The sequence below is a fragment of the Microbacterium deminutum genome, from assembly GCF_039530205.1.
GTDB lineage: Bacteria > Actinomycetota > Actinomycetes > Actinomycetales > Microbacteriaceae > Microbacterium > Microbacterium deminutum.
Genome location: NZ_BAAAOG010000001.1, coordinates 779,766 through 796,356 on the forward strand (window position 1 = coordinate 779,766; position 16,591 = coordinate 796,356).

Genomic DNA, 16,591 nt, shown 5'->3' on the forward strand with positions numbered 1-16,591 from the left:
GGTCTGGAAGGTGCGATGGAGCACGTGATGCCGCTTCGCGACGTGGGTCGCACAGATCTCGCCGTCGCGGGCGGCAAGGGCGCGAACCTCGGCGAACTCGTGCGCGCCGGATTCGCCGTGCCCGACGGCTTCGTCGTCACCACGGCCGCCTACGAGAGTGCCCTCGCACGGATTCCTCCGCCGTCGTCGGCGGATGCTGCGGGCTCCCGTGACGCGGTGTCCGGAGCCGTCCTGCCCGACGACGTGCGCGATGCCATCCTCGCCGCATACGAACGTCTCGGCGGCGGCGCGGTGGCGGTGCGATCGAGCGCGACGGCGGAGGATCTGCCCGGCGCCGCCTTCGCGGGGCAGCAGGAGACCTTCCTCAACGTCCGAGGCGGCGGCGACGTGCTCGACGCCGTGCGGCGCTGCTGGGCGTCGCTGTGGTCGGATCGGGCGATCGCGTACCGGGCGCAGCGCGCGATCCCGGATGCCGGCATCCGGATCGCGGTGGTCGTCCAGGTGCTCATCCCGGCCGACATCGCGGGCGTGCTGTTCTCGGCCGATCCCGTCACGGGGGAGCGCGACCGCATCGTGATCGACTCGAGCCCGGGCCTCGGCGAGGCCGTCGTCTCGGGGCTCGTCACGCCCGACCATGTCGTGCTGGACTCCCAGGATCGGGTCGTGGAGCACCGCACCGGTCGCACCGAGGTCGTGATCCGCCCGGCCGACGGCGGCGGCACGGTTGCGGATCACTCGTCGACGACAGGGGCGGCGCCCACGCCGGCGCAGCGCGGCGAGCTCGTAGCGGCAGGGCGGGCGATCGCCGCGCTGTTCGGCGTGCCGCAGGACATCGAGTGGGCGTTCGCAGGCGATCGGCTCTGGATTCTGCAGGCGCGGCCCCTGACCGCCCTGCCGCCCGCCCCGCGGCGGGTGAACCCGGTGCGCCGCCTGATGGGCTCGATCATCGCCGAGCTGCTGCCGGTGCGGCCTTATCCGCTCGACATGTCGACGTGGACCCTGCGCGGGCACGGCCGCATCCTCACCCGGATGCTCGCCGAGATCCCCGCGGTGCGGCTCGATCTCCCCCGGATGCTTCCCGAGACCGGCGGCGTCGTCGACGAGCTCGTGCCGCCTGAGCCACGCCCGACGCTGCGCACGTTCTCGGCGCCGGCGCGAGTGATCCGCCAGGCACGGCGGTTCGACACGCGGGACTGGACGCGTGACCCGCGGTTCGCCGAGTTCGAGCGCGAGATCGCCGAACTGCGCTCGCTCGAGCCGCGCTCGCTCCGGTGGCCCGACCTCGTCGGCATCCCTGATCGTGCCCTCGCCTCGCTCGACGGCCTGATCACGCTGCGGATCGACTATCTCCCGCACGCCGGGGTCAGTCTCGCGAGACTCCGGCTGCGACTCGCGCTCGTCGGGCTTGTCGGCCAGGCCGGTCCCCTCTCGCGAGGAGCGCACACCCGCACGGCGGACGCCGTCGCCGGGCTGGCCGCTCTGGCCCGTCTGATCGCATCGCGTCCCGAATGGCTGCGGTGGTTCAGGGAGTGCGAACCTGCCGGATTCACCGACGGCGTCGCGACGGACGAGCGGTTCGCCGACCTGCGCGAGCCGATCTCGGCATACCTCGCCGAATACGGGCACCGCGAGGTGCGCAGCGCGTTCCTGATGTCCGAGCCCACGTGGGGCGAGGTGCCGGCGCTGCTTTACTCGGGGATCGATGCGTTCCTGGACCACCCCGACCAAGCCCCCGACACCGGCGCGCGCATCGCCGCCGCCGCCTCGGACCGCGTCAGCTCACGGCGACTGGTGCGTCTGACGCGTTCCGCACCCGCCATCCTCGCGGCCGCCGATGCGGCACGGTCGGGCATCGCGTTCCGCGAGGACACCCACTTCCACGCGATGCGTGCGATGCCGATCCTGCGGGCCTCGATGCTCGAGGCCGGCCGTCGCCTCGCCGCCGCCGGAGTCCTCGGCGAGCCCGCGGACGTGCTGCACCTGCGGCTCGCGGAGCTCACCGCGCTCGCGACCCCGGAGGATGCCGGCGAACTGCTTCGCGAGACGGTGCGCGCACGCAGCGCGCGGCGCTCGGGCCTGGCCGGTGCACCGCTCATCTCGCCGGCGACGCTCTACCCGCGCCGCCGCGGCGGTGGGGACGCTCTCGCTGTCGGCACACCCGCCGGCGGCGGACGCGCGACCGGACCCGTCCGCGTCATCCTCGGCCCCGAGGGCTTCGCGTCCCTTCGCGCGGGTGAGGTGCTGGTCTGTCCCTACACGAATCCGTCGTGGACGCCGCTCTTCGAGCGCGCGGCCGCCGTCGTCGTCGACACCGGCGGACTCGCCTCGCACGCCGCGATCGTCGCCCGGGAGTACGGCATCCCGGCCGTCATGGGGACCGGTGTCGGAACGAAGACGCTGCGCGACGGCGACGTCGTCATCGTCGACGGCGACAGCGGCCACGTGAAGCGCGCCTCGGGCGGCGCCCGACCGTCGCCGTAGACCCCGCCGAGTCGCGCCCCTACCATCGAGAGCGTGGATGTCGACGTGCTCCCCGCCGCCGCGGACGGCCATTCGGTGAATCTGCGGGGCGCGCTCGGATGCGCGGCCGCGTGCGCGGCGGCACTCCTCACGACCCTCGACCCGTTCGCCGACCTGATCCCCGCGCGGCACGACTCGCCGGCCGCGCGCGTCACCCCCGCGGTAGGCTTGAAGTTCGGATCGAAGCTCGTCGCCGCGGCGATCGCGGTGATCTCGGCCGCGATCGTCCTCGCACTGGACTCGAACTGGTTCGCCTTCACGTGGCTGTCGATCGCGTTCGCCGTGGTCGTCGGAGTCGGCGCGGCGGTGATGCTGCGAGACCGGCGGACGACATCCGATCAAGGATCGCGCGGAACCGGCTGAAGTCGTCGCGCCCTCGCCGCCGACACACACCTGAGGGAGAACGATGAGCAGAACAGACCTCCAGACGCTGCCGGAGCGCGCCGTCGAGCTGCTCGGCGGCGAACCGGACGACACCACCCTGCGCAGATACCTGCACGGGCTTGCGGGCGTCGACGCGGTCGGCCTCGAGCAGCGCGCGGCGGGCCTCGGCACGCGCTCGATCAAGACCACGTCGAAGGCATGGGCGCTCGACAAGATCATCGAGCTCATCGACCTCACCACCCTCGAGGGCGCGGATACGCCCGGCAAGGTACGGTCTCTCGTCGCGAAGGCTTTGACTCCGGATGCCGCAGACCCGACCTGCCCGCGGGTCGCGGCCGTATGCGTCTACGGCGATATGGTGCCGTACGCGGTCGAGGCGCTCGGCGGCGCGCACGGCGACCCCGATGAGGGGCTGGTGTCGGTGGCAGCGGTGGCGACGGCGTTCCCCAGCGGACGCGCCTCGCTTGCGGTGAAGCTCGCCGACACGGCGGATGCCGTGGCCGCGGGGGCCGACGAGATCGACATGGTCATCGACCGCGGCGCGTTCCTCGCCGGCCGCTATGGGCTGGTGTTCGACCAGATCGCCAAGGCGAAGCAGGCGTGCCGTCGCGAGGACGGCACGTACGCGTCGCTCAAGGTCATCCTCGAGACCGGCGAGCTGAACACCTACGACAACGTCAAACGCGCCTCCTGGCTGTCGATCCTCGCCGGGGGCGACTTCATCAAGACCTCCACCGGCAAGGTGCAGCCCGCGGCGACGCTCCCGGTGACGCTGCTCATGCTCGAAGTCGTGCGCGACTGGCATCGCGTGACAGGGGAGAAGATCGGGGTGAAGCCCGCCGGCGGCATCCGCACGTCGAAAGACGCGATCAAGTACCTCGTGACTGTCGCCGAGACCGTGGGCGAGGAGTGGCTGCAGCCGCACCTGTTCCGATATGGCGCATCCAGCCTGCTCAACGACGTGCTGCTGCAGCGCCAGAAGCTCGCGAGCGGGCACTACTCCGGCACCGACTACGTGACGATCGACTGAGGCGAGATCCATGAGTTTCCTCGAATACGCACCCGCCCCCGAATCCCGGGCGATCCTGAACCTCCGCGACGAGTACGGGCTGTTCATCGACGGCGAGTTCCGCCCGGGCACAGGGGAGTCTTTCGTGACCATCTCGCCCGCCGACGAGAAGCACATCGCCACGATCGCCTCGGCGAGCGACGCGGATGTCGACGCCGCCGTCGCCGCCGCGCGCCGCGCGCACGACAAGTCGTGGTCGAAGCTGAGCGGCCGCGATCGCGGCAAGTACCTGTTCCGCATCGCGCGCCTCGTGCAGGAGCGCGCCCGTGAGCTCGCCGTGGCCGAGAGCCTCGACAACGGCAAGCCGATCAAGGAGAGCAGGGATGTCGACGTGCCGCTCGTCGCGGCGTGGTTCTTCTACTACGCCGGATGGGCCGACAAGCTCGACTACGCGGGACTCGGCGCGAACCCCCGGTCACTCGGCGTGGCGGGGCAGGTCATCCCCTGGAACTTCCCGCTGCTCATGCTCGCGTGGAAGATCGCCCCGGCGCTCGCCGCCGGCAACACCGTGGTCATCAAGCCGGCCGAGACGACTCCGCTGTCGGCCCTCATATTCGCCGAGATCCTGCAGCAGGCAGACCTGCCGCCTGGCGTCGTCAACATCGTGACGGGCGCGGGCGCGACCGGAGCGGCCGTGGTGCGGCATCCGGATGTCGACAAGGTCGCCTTCACCGGTTCCACCGCCGTCGGACGCGCCATCGCGAAGGCGACCGCGGGCACGGACAAGAAGCTCACGCTCGAACTCGGCGGCAAGGCGGCGAACATCGTGTTCGAAGACGCCCCCATCGACCAGGCGATCGAGGGCATCGTCAACGGGATCTTCTTCAACCAGGGGCACGTGTGCTGCGCGGGCAGCCGCCTGCTCGTGCAGGAGTCCATCCACGACGACGTCGTCGAACGGCTGAAGACCCGCCTGTCCACGCTTCGGATGGGGGACCCGCTCGACAAGAACACCGACATCGGCGCCATCAACTCCCGAGAGCAGCTCGATCGCATCCGCGAGCTCAGCCGGATCGGCGAGGAGGAGGGCGCCGAGCGGTGGACCGCGGACTGCGTCATCCCCGAGAACGGGTTCTGGTTCGCCCCGACGATCTTCACGAACGTGCAGGCGAGCCACCGGATCGCGCGCGACGAGATCTTCGGGCCCGTGCTGTCGGTGCTGACCTTCCGGACGCCGGCCGAGGCGATCGAGAAGGCGAACAACACGCCGTACGGGCTTTCGGCGGGGATCTGGACCGACAAGGGCTCGCGCATCCTCGCCGTCGCCGACCGCCTCCGTGCCGGCGTCATCTGGGCGAATACCTTCAACCGATTCGACCCGGCGAGCCCGTTCGGCGGGTACAAGGAGTCCGGCTACGGCCGGGAGGGCGGCCGGCACGGCCTGCTCGCGTACCTCAAGGCTCCCTCGCCGCTGGGCGACCGAGCCGCAGTCGGCTCGAAACGCGCGGACGAAACACCCCGCGCCAAGAAGGGAGCGGCGGCGTGAGCAAGCGACTGACGGTGCCGAAGACGTACAAGCTGTACATCGGCGGCGGGTTCCCACGCAGCGAGTCCGGCCGCACGTACGAGGTCGTCTCGGCCAAGGGCGACTTCCTCGCCAATGCGGCGCTCGCCTCGCGCAAGGACGCGAGGGATGCCGTCACCGCAGCGCGCGGCGCCGTGAAGGGCTGGTCGGGCGCCACTGCATACAACCGCGGTCAGGTGCTGTACCGCGTCGCCGAACTCCTCGAGGGCCGCCGCGCGCAGTTCGTGGACGAGATCGTCCAGCAGACCGGCGCCTCGGTCGCTGCGGCCACCGCCGAGGTGGACGAGGCTATCGACCGATGGGTCTGGTACGCGGGCTGGTGCGACAAGTTCGGACAGGTCTCAGGCAACGGCAACCCGGTAGCAGGCCCCTACTTCAACATCTCGGTGCCGGAGCCGACCGGCGTCGTCGCGGTGGTCGCGCCGCAGAACACGGCGCTCGTCGGACTGGTCTCGGCCATCGCGCCGGTGCTCGTGCCGGGCAACTCGGTCGTGGTCGTCGCATCGCAGCGGTACCCGCTCTCGGCGATCAGCCTCGCCGAGGTGCTGGCGACCTCCGATGTGCCTGGCGGAGTCGTGAACGTCCTCACCGGTTCGCCCGCCGAGCTCGCACCGTGGCTGGCCTCGCACCCCGACATCCATGGTCTCGACCTCGTCGGTGCCGGCGACCTGGATTGGGTCGATCTTCAGGTCTCGGCGGCGGAGACGCTCACGCGCGTGCTGCCGCCGGAACAGGGTCCGGATGCCGCATCCCCGAGCCTGAACCGCATCGCGGCCTTCACCGAGACCAAGACCGTCTGGCACACGAAGAGCCTCGTCTGACGCCCCGAGGTCGTCGACGCGCTGCACGACGCCGGCATCCGGGTCGCCGGCTACACCCTGAACCAGGACGCGCAGTGGCATGCCGTCATCGCGCCGGGGGTGGACGGCATCGTCACCGACGACCCCGGCGCGCTCTCGCAGTGGCAGCGCGCCGCGGCCGACGGGAGCCGCTGAACCTGGCGGAGGCGGGCGGCGCGTCCGCCTGACCGGTCGGCTGCCGCGTCGTAGGGTCGAGCCAGGACGCCCGGGACGGAGGTGCGACATGCGCGCAGTCCGTCCGTCGCCCGGTGTGCGCATCGTCGGGACGATCGCGGCCCTGGTTGCGGCCTCCGCGCTGCTCACCGCGTGCCGCCCGGAGCCGGTGGCGACACCGACGGCGACCGACGCCACACCATCGCCCACGGTGTCTGAGCCGTCCCCTTCGCCGTCGCCGATGCCGTCGCCCACCGAGACGAATCCGCCCGCCGCCTTCGAACTGCCCGCGCGCTGCGAGGACCTCTACTCCGCGAAGATGCTCGCATCCCTCAACACGGCGAATCCGCCCTTGAACGACCCCGGCGTCACGATGCACTCGACCCAGAACGCGGACGCGCTCGAGGTCCTCACTTCCGGCATCCCCACCGTCCGCTGCTCGTGGGGAAAGCCCAGCGAGTTCGGGCTCTCGACGAACGTGTCGGTGGTGGATGCCGCGCAGTCGGCCGCGATCATCGCGGCGCTTCGCAATGCGGGGTTCTCCTGCGACGACGTGTGGAGCGGGGTCCGGTGCTCGGTCGAGCAGAAGACGGTCGATCAGGATGACCACGAGGTCGCATTCGGCGAGACCCACTTCCTCCGCGGCACCGGCTGGGTGTCGACGGCGTGGGTGAATTTCGCCCCCGCGGGCTACACGGAAGACGTCGTCGCGACGCTCTGGCGCTGAATTGCGGCGCAATGCCGCTACACTGGGCCTCGGGGATCCCGCAGCCCGACGCCGCAGCTCGCAGAAGCGAGTGCCCGCGGCCGGTGGGCGGAGGCTTCCTGTCCCGCGTTCGCGACGGCCACCCAGCCGCCCGCGGGAGCAAGCAACCCTCGCCGGCCAGACCGGCCATCGCCGGATCATTCCGGCAGACACGCTCAGGAGGAGCATGCCGACCACGGCACCCGCCGCACAGCGGCGAAGGAGGACCCCCTCCGCCCGTCGCGACGACGAAGCACCCATCATCCCGATCCTCGCGCGCAAGGTCCGCGAGGTCGAGGCCAAGGCCCAGCGCGGAAAGCTCGGGCCCACGAACCGCGTCAAGTTCCAGGTCATCGCCTTCCTCGTGCGCGAAGAGCGCGCCCGCGTGAAGGCCGACACGACTCTCGCCGACGGCGCGCGGGCCGAGCTGCTCAAGCGCCTCGACGGCGTTGCGACGATCCTCGCCAAGACCGCTGCACGCGACACGTCCCTCATCCAGCTGCTCGAGGTCGATCAGGCGGCCTCACCGGTGGCGCGGCGCATGCGTCGGGACTGGCTGCTCGAGTCCGGCGCCGAGCTCGCTCCCGACGAGCTCATCATCACCGACGTCGCGCCCGCGTCGACGACGGTCGTGCCGGCGGCGCTCGCCGAGCGCCAGGTCGTGCCGGCATCCATCGAATCGCGTCAGCTCGCCAATCCGTTCCAGCCCCCCGACCTCAGCCTTCGCGCGCCGAAGCCGACGCCGCGTCGCCGGCTCGACGGGTGGGAGCTCATGGGCCCGCTTTACAAGGCGTTCGAGATGGGCGCCGGGGGGGCGAGCGCATCCATGGAGCTGCCTCAGGTGCCCGAGTTCGACCGGCTGTCGCCCAAGGGGCTCGAAGTGATGCCGCACCAGTCGCGCTTCCTCGAGGCTGTTCGTGACGGACACCGCACGTTCCTGCTCGCCGATGAGCCGGGCCTCGGCAAGACCGCGGAGTCGGTGCTCGCGGCATCCGTCGCCGGCGCGTACCCGCTCCTGGCCGTCGTCCCGAACGTGGTGAAGATGAACTGGGCGCGTGAGGTCGAGCGGTGGACACCGCAGCGGCGTGCCACCGTGATCCACGGCGACGGCGAGACGGTGGATGCCTTCGCGGACGTCTTCATCGTCAACTACGAGATCCTCGACCGCCATCTGTCGTGGCTCGGCTCGCTCGGGCTGAAGGGCATGGTCGTCGACGAGGCGCACTTCATCAAGAACCTCACCTCGCAGCGTTCGCAGAACGTACTGGCGCTGGCCACCCGAATCCGCGAGCAGGTGCGCAACCCGCTGCTGCTGGCGCTCACCGGAACGCCGCTCATCAACGACGTCGAGGACTTCGACGCGATCTGGCGCTTCCTCGGCTGGACGACCGGCGAGAAGCCGGGCCCGGTCCTCATGGAGCGTCTCGACGACACCGGCCTGACCCCCGCCGACAAGGCCTTCTATCCCGAGGCGCGAGAAGCCGTGATCTCGATGGGGATCGTCCGCCGCAAGAAGAAGGATGTCGCCGCCGACCTGCCCGACAAGCTGATCGCGGACCTCCCGGTCGAACTCGACGACGATTTCGGGCGCTCGATCCGCGCGGCCGAGCGCGAACTCGGCGAGCGTCTCGCCGCCCGCTACCGGCGCATAATCGAGGCGCGCGGCGCGCGCGGATCGACATCCGGAGGGGTCGACGCCGACATCGTGCGGCTCGTCGCCCAGAACGAGCTGGACGAGTCGAAGGCGGCCGGCACCGGCTCCGAGAACGTCTTCACGATGGTCCGCAAGATCGGCCAGGCGAAGGCTCTGCTGGCGGCCGATTACACCGTGCAGCTGCAGCGCTCGGTCGGCAAGGTGGTGTTCTTCGCGAAGCACATCGACGTGATGGATGCGGCCGAGGCCCACTTCGCGGCAGCCGGCATCCGGACCATCTCGATCCGCGGCGACCAGACCACCCCGGCACGGCAGATCGCGATCGACGCGTTCAACAACGACCCCGGCGTCGGCGTCGCCGTGTGCTCGCTGACCGCGGCGGGCGTGGGCCTGAACATGCAGGCGGCATCGAACGTCGTCCTCGCCGAGCTGTCCTGGACGGCGGCGGAGCAGACGCAGGCGATCGACCGGGTGCACCGCATCGGCCAGGACGAGCCGGTCACGGCGTGGCGCATCATCGCCGCCCACACGATCGACACGAAGATCGCCGAGCTGATCGACTCCAAGCAGGGGCTCGCCGCTCGTGCGCTCGACGGCGAGGCCGTCGACCCGCAGTCCAGCGACTCGGTGCAGCTGTCGGCCCTCATGCACCTGGTGAGGCGGGCGCTCGGAGCCGAGTGAGCAGGGTCGGCGGGCGCCGACGGTCCGCGGTGTGGCAGGCGCGCGGCATCCGACGCTAGTGTCGGGTGAGGCAGCGTCGCCGCATCCGAAGGCACCGAAAGCAAGGACCAGAGCATGAAGATCGGCATCCTGACCAGCGGAGGCGACTGCCCCGGACTGAACGCCGTCATCCGAGGAGTCGTGCTCAAGGGGACGACGACCTACGACCTCGAGTTCGTCGGCATCCGCGACGGATGGCGCGGCGTCGTCGACGCCGACTTCTTCCCCCTCACGCGGCACGAGGTGAAGGGCCTGTCGAAGGTCGGCGGCACGATCCTCGGTACGAGCCGGACGAACCCCTACGAAGGACCCCGCGGCGGTGCCGACAACATCGCCAAGACGCTCTACGGCCACCGCATCGACGGCATCATCGCGATCGGCGGCGAGGGAACCCTGGCTGCGGCCGACCGCCTCTCGAAGGACGGCATCAACGTCGTCGGCGTGCCGAAGACGATCGACAACGATCTGCGTGCGACCGACTACTCGTTCGGCTTCGACACGGCGGTCAACATCGCCACCGACGCCATGGACCGGCTCCGCACCACGGGCGACTCGCACCAGCGGTGCATGGTCGCCGAGGTCATGGGCCGTCACGTCGGCTGGATCGCCCTGCACGCGGGCATGGCGGCGGGCGCTCATGCGATCTGCATCCCCGAAGTGCCGATGTCGATCCAGGACATCACGGCACTCGTCAGCCGGGCTCATGACCGCGGCCGTGCGCCGCTGATCGTGGTCTCCGAGGGCTTCACGCTCACCGGCATGGAAGAGGCCTACAGCGACAAGGGACTGGATGCCTTCAACCGGCCGCGCCTGGGCGGCATCAGCGAGGTGCTGGCGCCTGAGATCCAGCGGCTGACCGGGATCGAGACCCGGGCGACCGTTCTCGGCCACATCCAGCGCGGCGGGTCCCCCTCGGGCTTCGACCGAGTGCTCGCGACCCGCCTCGGCCTCCACACCGCGGATGCGGTCGTAGACGGGGCATGGGGCCAGATGGTGGCGATGCGCGGCACCGACATCGTGCGGGTGCCCTTCGCCGACGCGCTCGGCGAGCTGAACACCGTCCCGCGCTACCGCTACGACGAGGCCGCCGCCCTGTTCGGCTGACGCCGGCTCGTCCCCTCGGTTTGGGGCGGGTCTGGTCCGTTGGGGCGTTGGGAACGCGCCCCGATGGATGGATTGCGCCCCGAAGGAAGCGACCCGGGCCACGGCGAGCCCGACCGGGGTTTCGGGCCTGGGACCAGCCCGACCCAGGGTTCGGGGCGCGTCCGATCCGTTGGGGCGTTGGGAACGCGCCCCGACGGACGGATCCCGCCCCAAACCCAGCAGTGAGAAGGTCAGTCGGTCGAGCCCACCACGTCCAGGAGCCACGCAAGTTCGAACGCGCGCTCCTTCCAGGCGTTGTAGCGGCCGCTCACGCCGCCGTGGCCGGCCACCATCTCGCACTTGAGCAGGGCATCGGCCCCTACCTCGCGCAGGCGAGCCACCCACTTCGCCGGCTCGACGTACAGCACCCGCGTGTCGTTGAGCGAGGTCACCGCGAGGATGCGCGGGTACTCGGCATCCGTCCGCACGTTCTCGTACGGGGAGTACGACTTCATGTAGGCGTAGACGTCGGCGTTGTGCAGCGGATCGCCCCACTCATCCCACTCGATAACCGTCAGCGGCAGCGACGGATCGAGGATCGTGGTCAGCGCATCCACGAACGGAACGTCCGCGAGGATGCCGGCGAACAGCTCGGGGGACAGGTTCGCCACGGCGCCCATCAGGAGCCCGCCCGCGGAGCCCCCCTCGGCCACCATCCGATCGGCCGTCGTGTAGCCGCTGTCGATGAGGTGCAGCGCGCAGTCGACGAAGTCGGTGAACGTGTTGCGCTTGTGCAGCATCTTGCCGTCCTCGTACCACTGGCGGCCCATCTCTCCGCCGCCGCGCACATGCGCCACCGCGAAGATCACGCCGCGGTCGAGCTCCGACAGCCGCGGCACCGAGAAGCCGGGCTCGATCGAGTGCTCGTACGAGCCGTAGCCGTACAGGTGCAGCGCTCGCGGCGCGGCGCCGGCATCCCCGAACGATTGCTTCCACACCAGCGAGATGGGGATCTGCACCCCGTCCTGCGCCATCGCCCATACCCGTGCCTGTGCGTAGTCGGCGGGCTCATAGCCGCCCAGCACCGGCTGGCGCTTGCGCAGCAGCAGCTCGCCGGTCGCGATCTCGTAGTCGTACACCGTCCCGGGAGTCACGAACGAGCCGTAGCCGAGTCGCAGCAGGGGGGGCGCCCACTCCGGGTTGCCGCCCGTGCCCACGGCGTAGAGCGGCTCGTCGAACTCGATCTCGGACACCGACCCGTCGGCGTAGTCGAGCATCCCGATGCGCGGGAGCCCACCGCGGCGGTAGCCGACGACCCCCCAGTCGCGGAACGTCGAGACGCCGAGCAGCCGCTCGCCGGCACGATGCGGGATCACGGTCTGCCGCGCTCCCGAGGGGTCGGATGCCGCCACCCGCACCAGCTCGAAGTCCAGGGCTCCGTCGTTGTGGAGGATGAAGAGCACATCCTCGCCGTCGATCACCGCATGCGAGGAGTCGTATTCGACCCCCTCGACGCGCGGCCACACGACGCGCGGCTCGGCGCGGAGGTCACCGGCATCCACGAGCCATTCCTCGCTCGTGATGGACGAGCCGATCCCGATGACGAGGTAGCGATCGCTGCGGGTGAATCCCGCGCCGACCCAGTACCGCTCGTCGGGCTCATGGAACAGCTTCACGTCGTCCGCGACGGGCGTTCCGAGCTCGTGCAGCCAGACCGTGTCGGGCCGCCACGCGTCATCGACGGTCGTGTAGACGATGGACCGGCCATCGGGAGAGAAGGTCGCTCCCGCGAAGGTGCCCGGGATCTCATCGACCAGCTGCTCGCCGGTGGCGAGATCGCGTACCCGCACGGTGTAGCGCTCGTCGCCGGCGACATCCACGCCGTACAGCATGCGGGTGCCGTCGTTGGTGACCTCGAAGCTGCCGAGTGAGAAGAACTCGTGGCCCTCGGCTTCGACGTTCCCATCCAGCAGAACCTGCTCGCCGGGCACAGTGACATCGGGCGAGAGCTCCGGCGGCGTCCAGTCCTCGACTGCGGCGAGTGGGGCACGGCACTGGATGCCGTACTGCTTGCCCTCGAGGGTCCGGCCGTAGTACCACCAGCCGCCGTGGCGGGAGGGCACCGAGAGATCGGTCTCGAGAGTGCGTCCCTTGATCTCGTCGAAGATCCGCGCTCGAAGGCCTTCGAGGTGCGCCGTGCGCTCCTTCGTGTACGCGTTCTCGGCCTCGAGATGGGCGATGACCGCGGCGTCCTCTTTGGCGCGGAACCACTCGTAGGCGTCTTCGACGTCGTCGCCGTGGTGACTGCGGACGATCGGCGCGCGGGCGGCGACGGGAGGGACGGTGGGGATTGCGTCGGTGGTCACCGTCCCACGGTAGTCGACGCGTCGGGCGATAGCCCCGGTCAGGTGGCCGCCTTCGGGCTTTCGGCTTCTTCTGCCTTCGGCAGCGGAACCTCGTTCGGGATGCCGCGCGAGGCAAGAAGTGACAGCAGCGCGAGCGCGATGAGACCGAAGAACGCGATGCGCAGCGACTCCAACTGCGACGTCACGTACACCTGGGTGAGCTCATTGCCCTGGTCCTCGCTCAGTCCCGCTTCCGTGGCGATCTTCTGGACGTCGGCGGCGGGGATGATGTCGACGCCGCCGGCGGTCGCGGTGCTCACGGTGGCCTTGACATCGTCGGGGAGCGAGCTCTCCGCGAGCCCCGACGCGAAGGTCGTCGCGAGCGCGCCGATGAGGAACGAGCCGATGAGTGCGGTTCCGAGCGACGAACCGAGGTTCTGGAAGACCCCCTGCAGGCCGCCGACCTCGCTGGTGTCCTTCTCGGTGACCGAGGACATGTTCACGTTCCCCAACTGCGAGGCGAGAAGGCCCAGGGCCGCACCGGCACAGAACATGCCGGTGCCGAACGCCCAGCCCGAGAGCTCGGGGTCGACGGCGCTCAGCAGGACGACGGCGCTCGCGACGAGGATCCACTGGGCGACGACGACGATCCGGCGCGGCGACCATCGGGTCGACAGCCGCGTGCCGACGATGGAGAACAGGATGAGCGAGATCGACAGCGGGAAGATCTTGATCCCGGTCTGGAGCGCGTCGAATCCCAGGGTCATCTGCAGGTACACCGGCACCATGAAGAAGAGCCCTGCAGTGATCGCGTACTGCGCGCCGAGCACGCTCAGGCCGCTGCGGAGTCGGCGGATCGACAGCAGCTCGACGTGGACGAGCGGCTCCCTGCCTTTGTCAACGAGCCCGCGCTGGCGGCGGAAGAACAGCGCGAGCAGCACGAGTCCGAGGACGATGAACCACGCGCTCAACGAGATTCCGAGCGGCGCGATCTCGACTCCGTTGACAACCGGGGAGTACAGCGGCACGACCCATCCCCAGACCTTGCTCTGCAGCATCCCGAACACCACCCCGATCAGACCGAACGCGGACAGGATGACGCTGAGGGGATCGATCCGAATGGAGCGGCGCTGGCTCTTCTCGCCGATGCGGCGGGCGAAGATCACGACGATGATCATGATGACGACCTCGGCTGCGAACACATACCGCCAGCTGAGGTAGGTGGTCATGAACCCGCCGATCAGCGGCCCGGCGGCGACTGCGGCGCCCGTCACGGCGCCGATCACCGCGAACGCAGTGATGCGGTCGCGGCCCTCGTAGTTGTCGGCGATCAGGGCGGCGACGGCCGGGATGACCAGCACCGCGCCGAGGCCCTCGATGATGGACCAGCCGAGGAAGAGGACGGCCATGTTCGGCGCGATCGCAGTCGTGCCGGAGCCGATCGCGTAGATGATCGACCCGATCACCAGGGCCCGACGGCGCCCCCACACGTCACCGAGCTTGGCTCCGAGCAGCATGAACGCCGCCATAGTGAGCGTGTAGAACGTGATCGCCGCCTGCATCGCCGTCACCGAGCTGTCGAGGTCTGCGACGACGGTCGAGATCGAGACGTTCATCACCGTGCCGTCCAGCACCATGACGAACTGCGCCGCTCCCAGGATCAGCACGACGAACCATTTCTTCATTGCGACTCGTTTCCAGGCGATCGGGCAGCGGGGCGATGTCCGCTCATTCAATACCCTGAACGGCCTCCGACGCACCATTGCCGAGTTGACCGGATGCTGTGGCGATGTAAGGATTCTTCGAGGCCGGTTGCCGGCACATTAACTCACGGTGAACTGTTCGTTCGTCACGCCGATCACGTCGGCACCACACCCCACCACCCCCACGGAAAGCGAACGGTGGACGCCGTAACCCTCACGCTCGTGCTCGTCATCGTGCTGGCGCTGTTCTTCGACTTCACGAATGGCTTCCACGACACCGCGAACGCCATGGCCACGCCCATCGCGACGGGTGCCCTCAAACCTCGGACCGCGGTGCTGATCGCCTCGATCCTTAACCTGGTCGGAGCGTTCCTGTCGACCGAGGTCGCCAAGACGATCTCGGGCGGGATCATCCGCGAGGACCAGATCGCATCGGATCTCTTCCCCGCCATCATCTTCGCGGGGCTCATCGGGGCGATCACCTGGAACATGCTGACCTGGCTGCTCGGACTTCCGTCGTCATCCTCGCATGCGCTCTTCGGCGGGCTCATCGGCGCGACGATCGTCGGCGTCGGCTACATGGCGATCGACTTCAGCGTGGTGCTGTCGAAGGTCATCCTGCCGGCCGTCATCGCGCCAGTCACGGCCGGCGTCATCGCGTTCACCGCCACCAAGATCGCGTACGTCATCACCCGCCGGTACGACGGCAAGCCGGATGGGCGCGACGGGTTCCGGGTCGGTCAGATCTTCTCGTCGTCGCTGGTGGCGCTCGCGCACGGCACGAACGACGCGCAGAAGACGATGGGCGTGATCACGCTGGCGCTCATCGCCGCAGGATGGCAGTCGGCATCCAACCCGAATCCGGAGCCTTGGGTCATCATCGTCTGCGGCCTGACCATCGCGCTCGGCACCTACATGGGCGGGTGGCGGATCATCCGTACGCTCGGCAAAGGCCTCACCGAGGTCAAGCCCGCTCAGGGCTTCTCGGCGGAGACGTCGACGGCGGCGACGATTCTCTCCTCGAGCGCTCTCGGCTTCGCCCTGTCGACCACCCAGGTGGCCTCCGGGTCGGTGATCGGATCCGGGCTCGGCCGGCGCGGGTCGATCGTGCGCTGGCGCACGGTGGGACGCATCATGGTCGGCTGGCTGCTGACCCTGCCGGCGTCGGGTGCCGTCGGTGCCGGCGCCGCGTTCATCGTGGTGCGGCTCGGGTTCTGGGGCATCCTGCTCGACACCCTCATCGCCGTGATCATCGTCACCGCGCTGTTCCTCCGCTCGCGTCGCAACGCCGTGACCGCGAGCAACGCGATGAGCGAGGTCGCCGATTCCGGCGCCGCGGTCAAGGTGAAGCGCAACCCGCCACCGACTCGCCGCCAGCGTTCGGTCGCGCGCGAAGAGGCCCGCCGGCTCGCCGCCGCGGACGCCGCCGCGCGCAGAGCCGCCAAGTCCGCCGATTCCGCCCCAGGGGACGGCGCGAAGAAGGGTCCCCGGCGATGATCGTCATCAACTGGCTCGCTTTCGTCCAGGTCTTCGTCGCCGCGATCCTGGCGACGACCATCGTGGTCACCTTCTACTCGCTGGGACTGCGGCTGCTCGTCCGCGCCGGTCGGGCGCCCATCGTCGCTCCGGCCGAGTTCACCGATGCGATCACCGTCATCTCGTCGAAGGACGCGCGGCGAGCCGAGAAGGCCGCGGCGAAAGCGGCCCAGCGCAGCCCCCTGAGCGAGGGACAGAAGCGCCTCGCCCGCTACGGCTCGTACGGATGCTTCGCGGTGTGCGCCGCGGCGGTGCTCGGCGGCATCCTGCTGATCTTCCTCAACCGCTGAGGGC

Annotated in this window: 12 protein-coding genes and 1 pseudogene; 11 read left to right on the top strand and 2 right to left on the bottom strand. The window is 69.8% G+C overall.

The features are described from left to right. The first annotated feature begins 27 nt into the window (after positions 1 to 27). The 9 genes and pseudogenes from ABD212_RS03395 (at position 28) to ABD212_RS03435 (ending at position 10,734) form a co-directional block, all read left to right on the top strand. A complete protein-coding gene (locus tag ABD212_RS03395) occupies positions 28 to 2,481 on the top strand; it encodes a PEP/pyruvate-binding domain-containing protein (protein WP_344091192.1) in 2,454 nt (817 codons plus the stop codon). A gap of 33 nt (positions 2,482 to 2,514) precedes the next feature. After that, positions 2,515 to 2,883, top strand: a complete 369-nt coding sequence (locus tag ABD212_RS03400) for a hypothetical protein (protein ID WP_344091194.1) — start codon at positions 2,515 to 2,517, stop codon at positions 2,881 to 2,883. A gap of 43 nt (positions 2,884 to 2,926) precedes the next feature. After that, entirely contained in the window at positions 2,927 to 3,934 is a 1,008-nt protein-coding gene (gene deoC / locus ABD212_RS03405; RefSeq protein ID WP_344091198.1) for a deoxyribose-phosphate aldolase, read from the top strand. Between the two features lie 10 nt (positions 3,935 to 3,944). Beyond that, entirely contained in the window at positions 3,945 to 5,459 is a 1,515-nt protein-coding gene (locus ABD212_RS03410; protein ID WP_344091200.1) for an aldehyde dehydrogenase family protein, read from the top strand. Continuing rightward, positions 5,456 to 6,319: an aldehyde dehydrogenase family protein gene (locus tag ABD212_RS03415; RefSeq protein WP_344091202.1), complete on the top strand. Its 864-nt coding sequence runs from the start codon at positions 5,456 to 5,458 to the stop codon at positions 6,317 to 6,319. Before ABD212_RS03410 ends, ABD212_RS03415 begins: the two co-directional genes overlap by 4 nt. Positions 6,320 to 6,334: 15 nt before the next feature. Beyond that, positions 6,335 to 6,493, top strand: a pseudogene (locus ABD212_RS03420) (glycerophosphodiester phosphodiesterase family protein); the annotation flags it as partial. Positions 6,494 to 6,581: 88 nt separating this feature from the next. Then, a complete protein-coding gene (locus ABD212_RS03425; RefSeq protein ID WP_344091205.1) occupies positions 6,582 to 7,238 on the top strand; it encodes a hypothetical protein in 657 nt (218 codons plus the stop codon). A 205-nt stretch (positions 7,239 to 7,443) separates the two neighbouring features. Beyond that, positions 7,444 to 9,591 (top strand): DEAD/DEAH box helicase, encoded by a 2,148-nt coding sequence (locus ABD212_RS03430; RefSeq protein WP_344091207.1) that lies wholly within the window; start codon positions 7,444 to 7,446, stop codon positions 9,589 to 9,591. A 114-nt stretch (positions 9,592 to 9,705) separates the two neighbouring features. Continuing rightward, positions 9,706 to 10,734 (top strand): ATP-dependent 6-phosphofructokinase, encoded by a 1,029-nt coding sequence (locus tag ABD212_RS03435; RefSeq protein WP_344091209.1) that lies wholly within the window; start codon positions 9,706 to 9,708, stop codon positions 10,732 to 10,734. Between the two features lie 230 nt (positions 10,735 to 10,964). On the opposite strand, the gene ABD212_RS03440 is transcribed toward ABD212_RS03435, so the two are convergent. Both ABD212_RS03440 and ABD212_RS03445 read right to left on the bottom strand, forming a co-directional pair. Beyond that, on the bottom strand, positions 10,965 to 13,079 hold the full coding sequence (locus tag ABD212_RS03440; protein ID WP_344091211.1) for a S9 family peptidase: 2,115 nt from the start codon (positions 13,077 to 13,079) through the stop codon (positions 10,965 to 10,967). 38 nt (positions 13,080 to 13,117) lie between these two features. Then, positions 13,118 to 14,743, bottom strand: coding sequence for an MFS transporter (locus ABD212_RS03445; protein WP_344091213.1), 1,626 nt, complete (start codon positions 14,741 to 14,743; stop codon positions 13,118 to 13,120). Between the two features lie 216 nt (positions 14,744 to 14,959). Between ABD212_RS03445 and ABD212_RS03450 the strand changes: the two genes are divergently transcribed. Together ABD212_RS03450 and ABD212_RS03455 are read left to right on the top strand one after the other, a co-directional pair. After that, positions 14,960 to 16,258 carry an inorganic phosphate transporter gene (locus tag ABD212_RS03450; RefSeq protein ID WP_344091215.1) on the top strand — a complete coding sequence of 433 codons (1,299 nt, stop codon included), beginning with the start codon at positions 14,960 to 14,962 and terminating at the stop codon, positions 16,256 to 16,258. Next, entirely contained in the window at positions 16,255 to 16,587 is a 333-nt protein-coding gene (locus tag ABD212_RS03455) for a peptidase (protein WP_344091217.1), read from the top strand. The genes ABD212_RS03450 and ABD212_RS03455 overlap by 4 nt, the downstream gene beginning before the upstream one ends. The last annotated feature ends 4 nt before the right edge of the window (positions 16,588 to 16,591 follow it).

Excerpts from the sequence above, each read along its gene's own strand:
- ABD212_RS03395 (WP_344091192.1), top strand. The coding sequence starts at position 28 with ATGCCGCTTCGCGACGTGGGTCGCACAGATCTCGCCGTCGCGGGCGGC.
- deoC (WP_344091198.1), top strand. The coding sequence starts at position 2,927 with ATGAGCAGAACAGACCTCCAGACGCTGCCGGAGCGCGCCGTCGAGCTG.
- ABD212_RS03410 (WP_344091200.1), top strand. The coding sequence starts at position 3,945 with ATGAGTTTCCTCGAATACGCACCCGCCCCCGAATCCCGGGCGATCCTG.
- ABD212_RS03425 (WP_344091205.1), top strand. The coding sequence starts at position 6,582 with ATGCGCGCAGTCCGTCCGTCGCCCGGTGTGCGCATCGTCGGGACGATC.
- ABD212_RS03430 (WP_344091207.1), top strand. The coding sequence starts at position 7,444 with ATGCCGACCACGGCACCCGCCGCACAGCGGCGAAGGAGGACCCCCTCC.
- ABD212_RS03435 (WP_344091209.1), top strand. The coding sequence starts at position 9,706 with ATGAAGATCGGCATCCTGACCAGCGGAGGCGACTGCCCCGGACTGAAC.
- ABD212_RS03445 (WP_344091213.1), bottom strand. The coding sequence starts at position 14,743 with ATGAAGAAATGGTTCGTCGTGCTGATCCTGGGAGCGGCGCAGTTCGTC.
- ABD212_RS03455 (WP_344091217.1), top strand. The coding sequence starts at position 16,255 with ATGATCGTCATCAACTGGCTCGCTTTCGTCCAGGTCTTCGTCGCCGCG.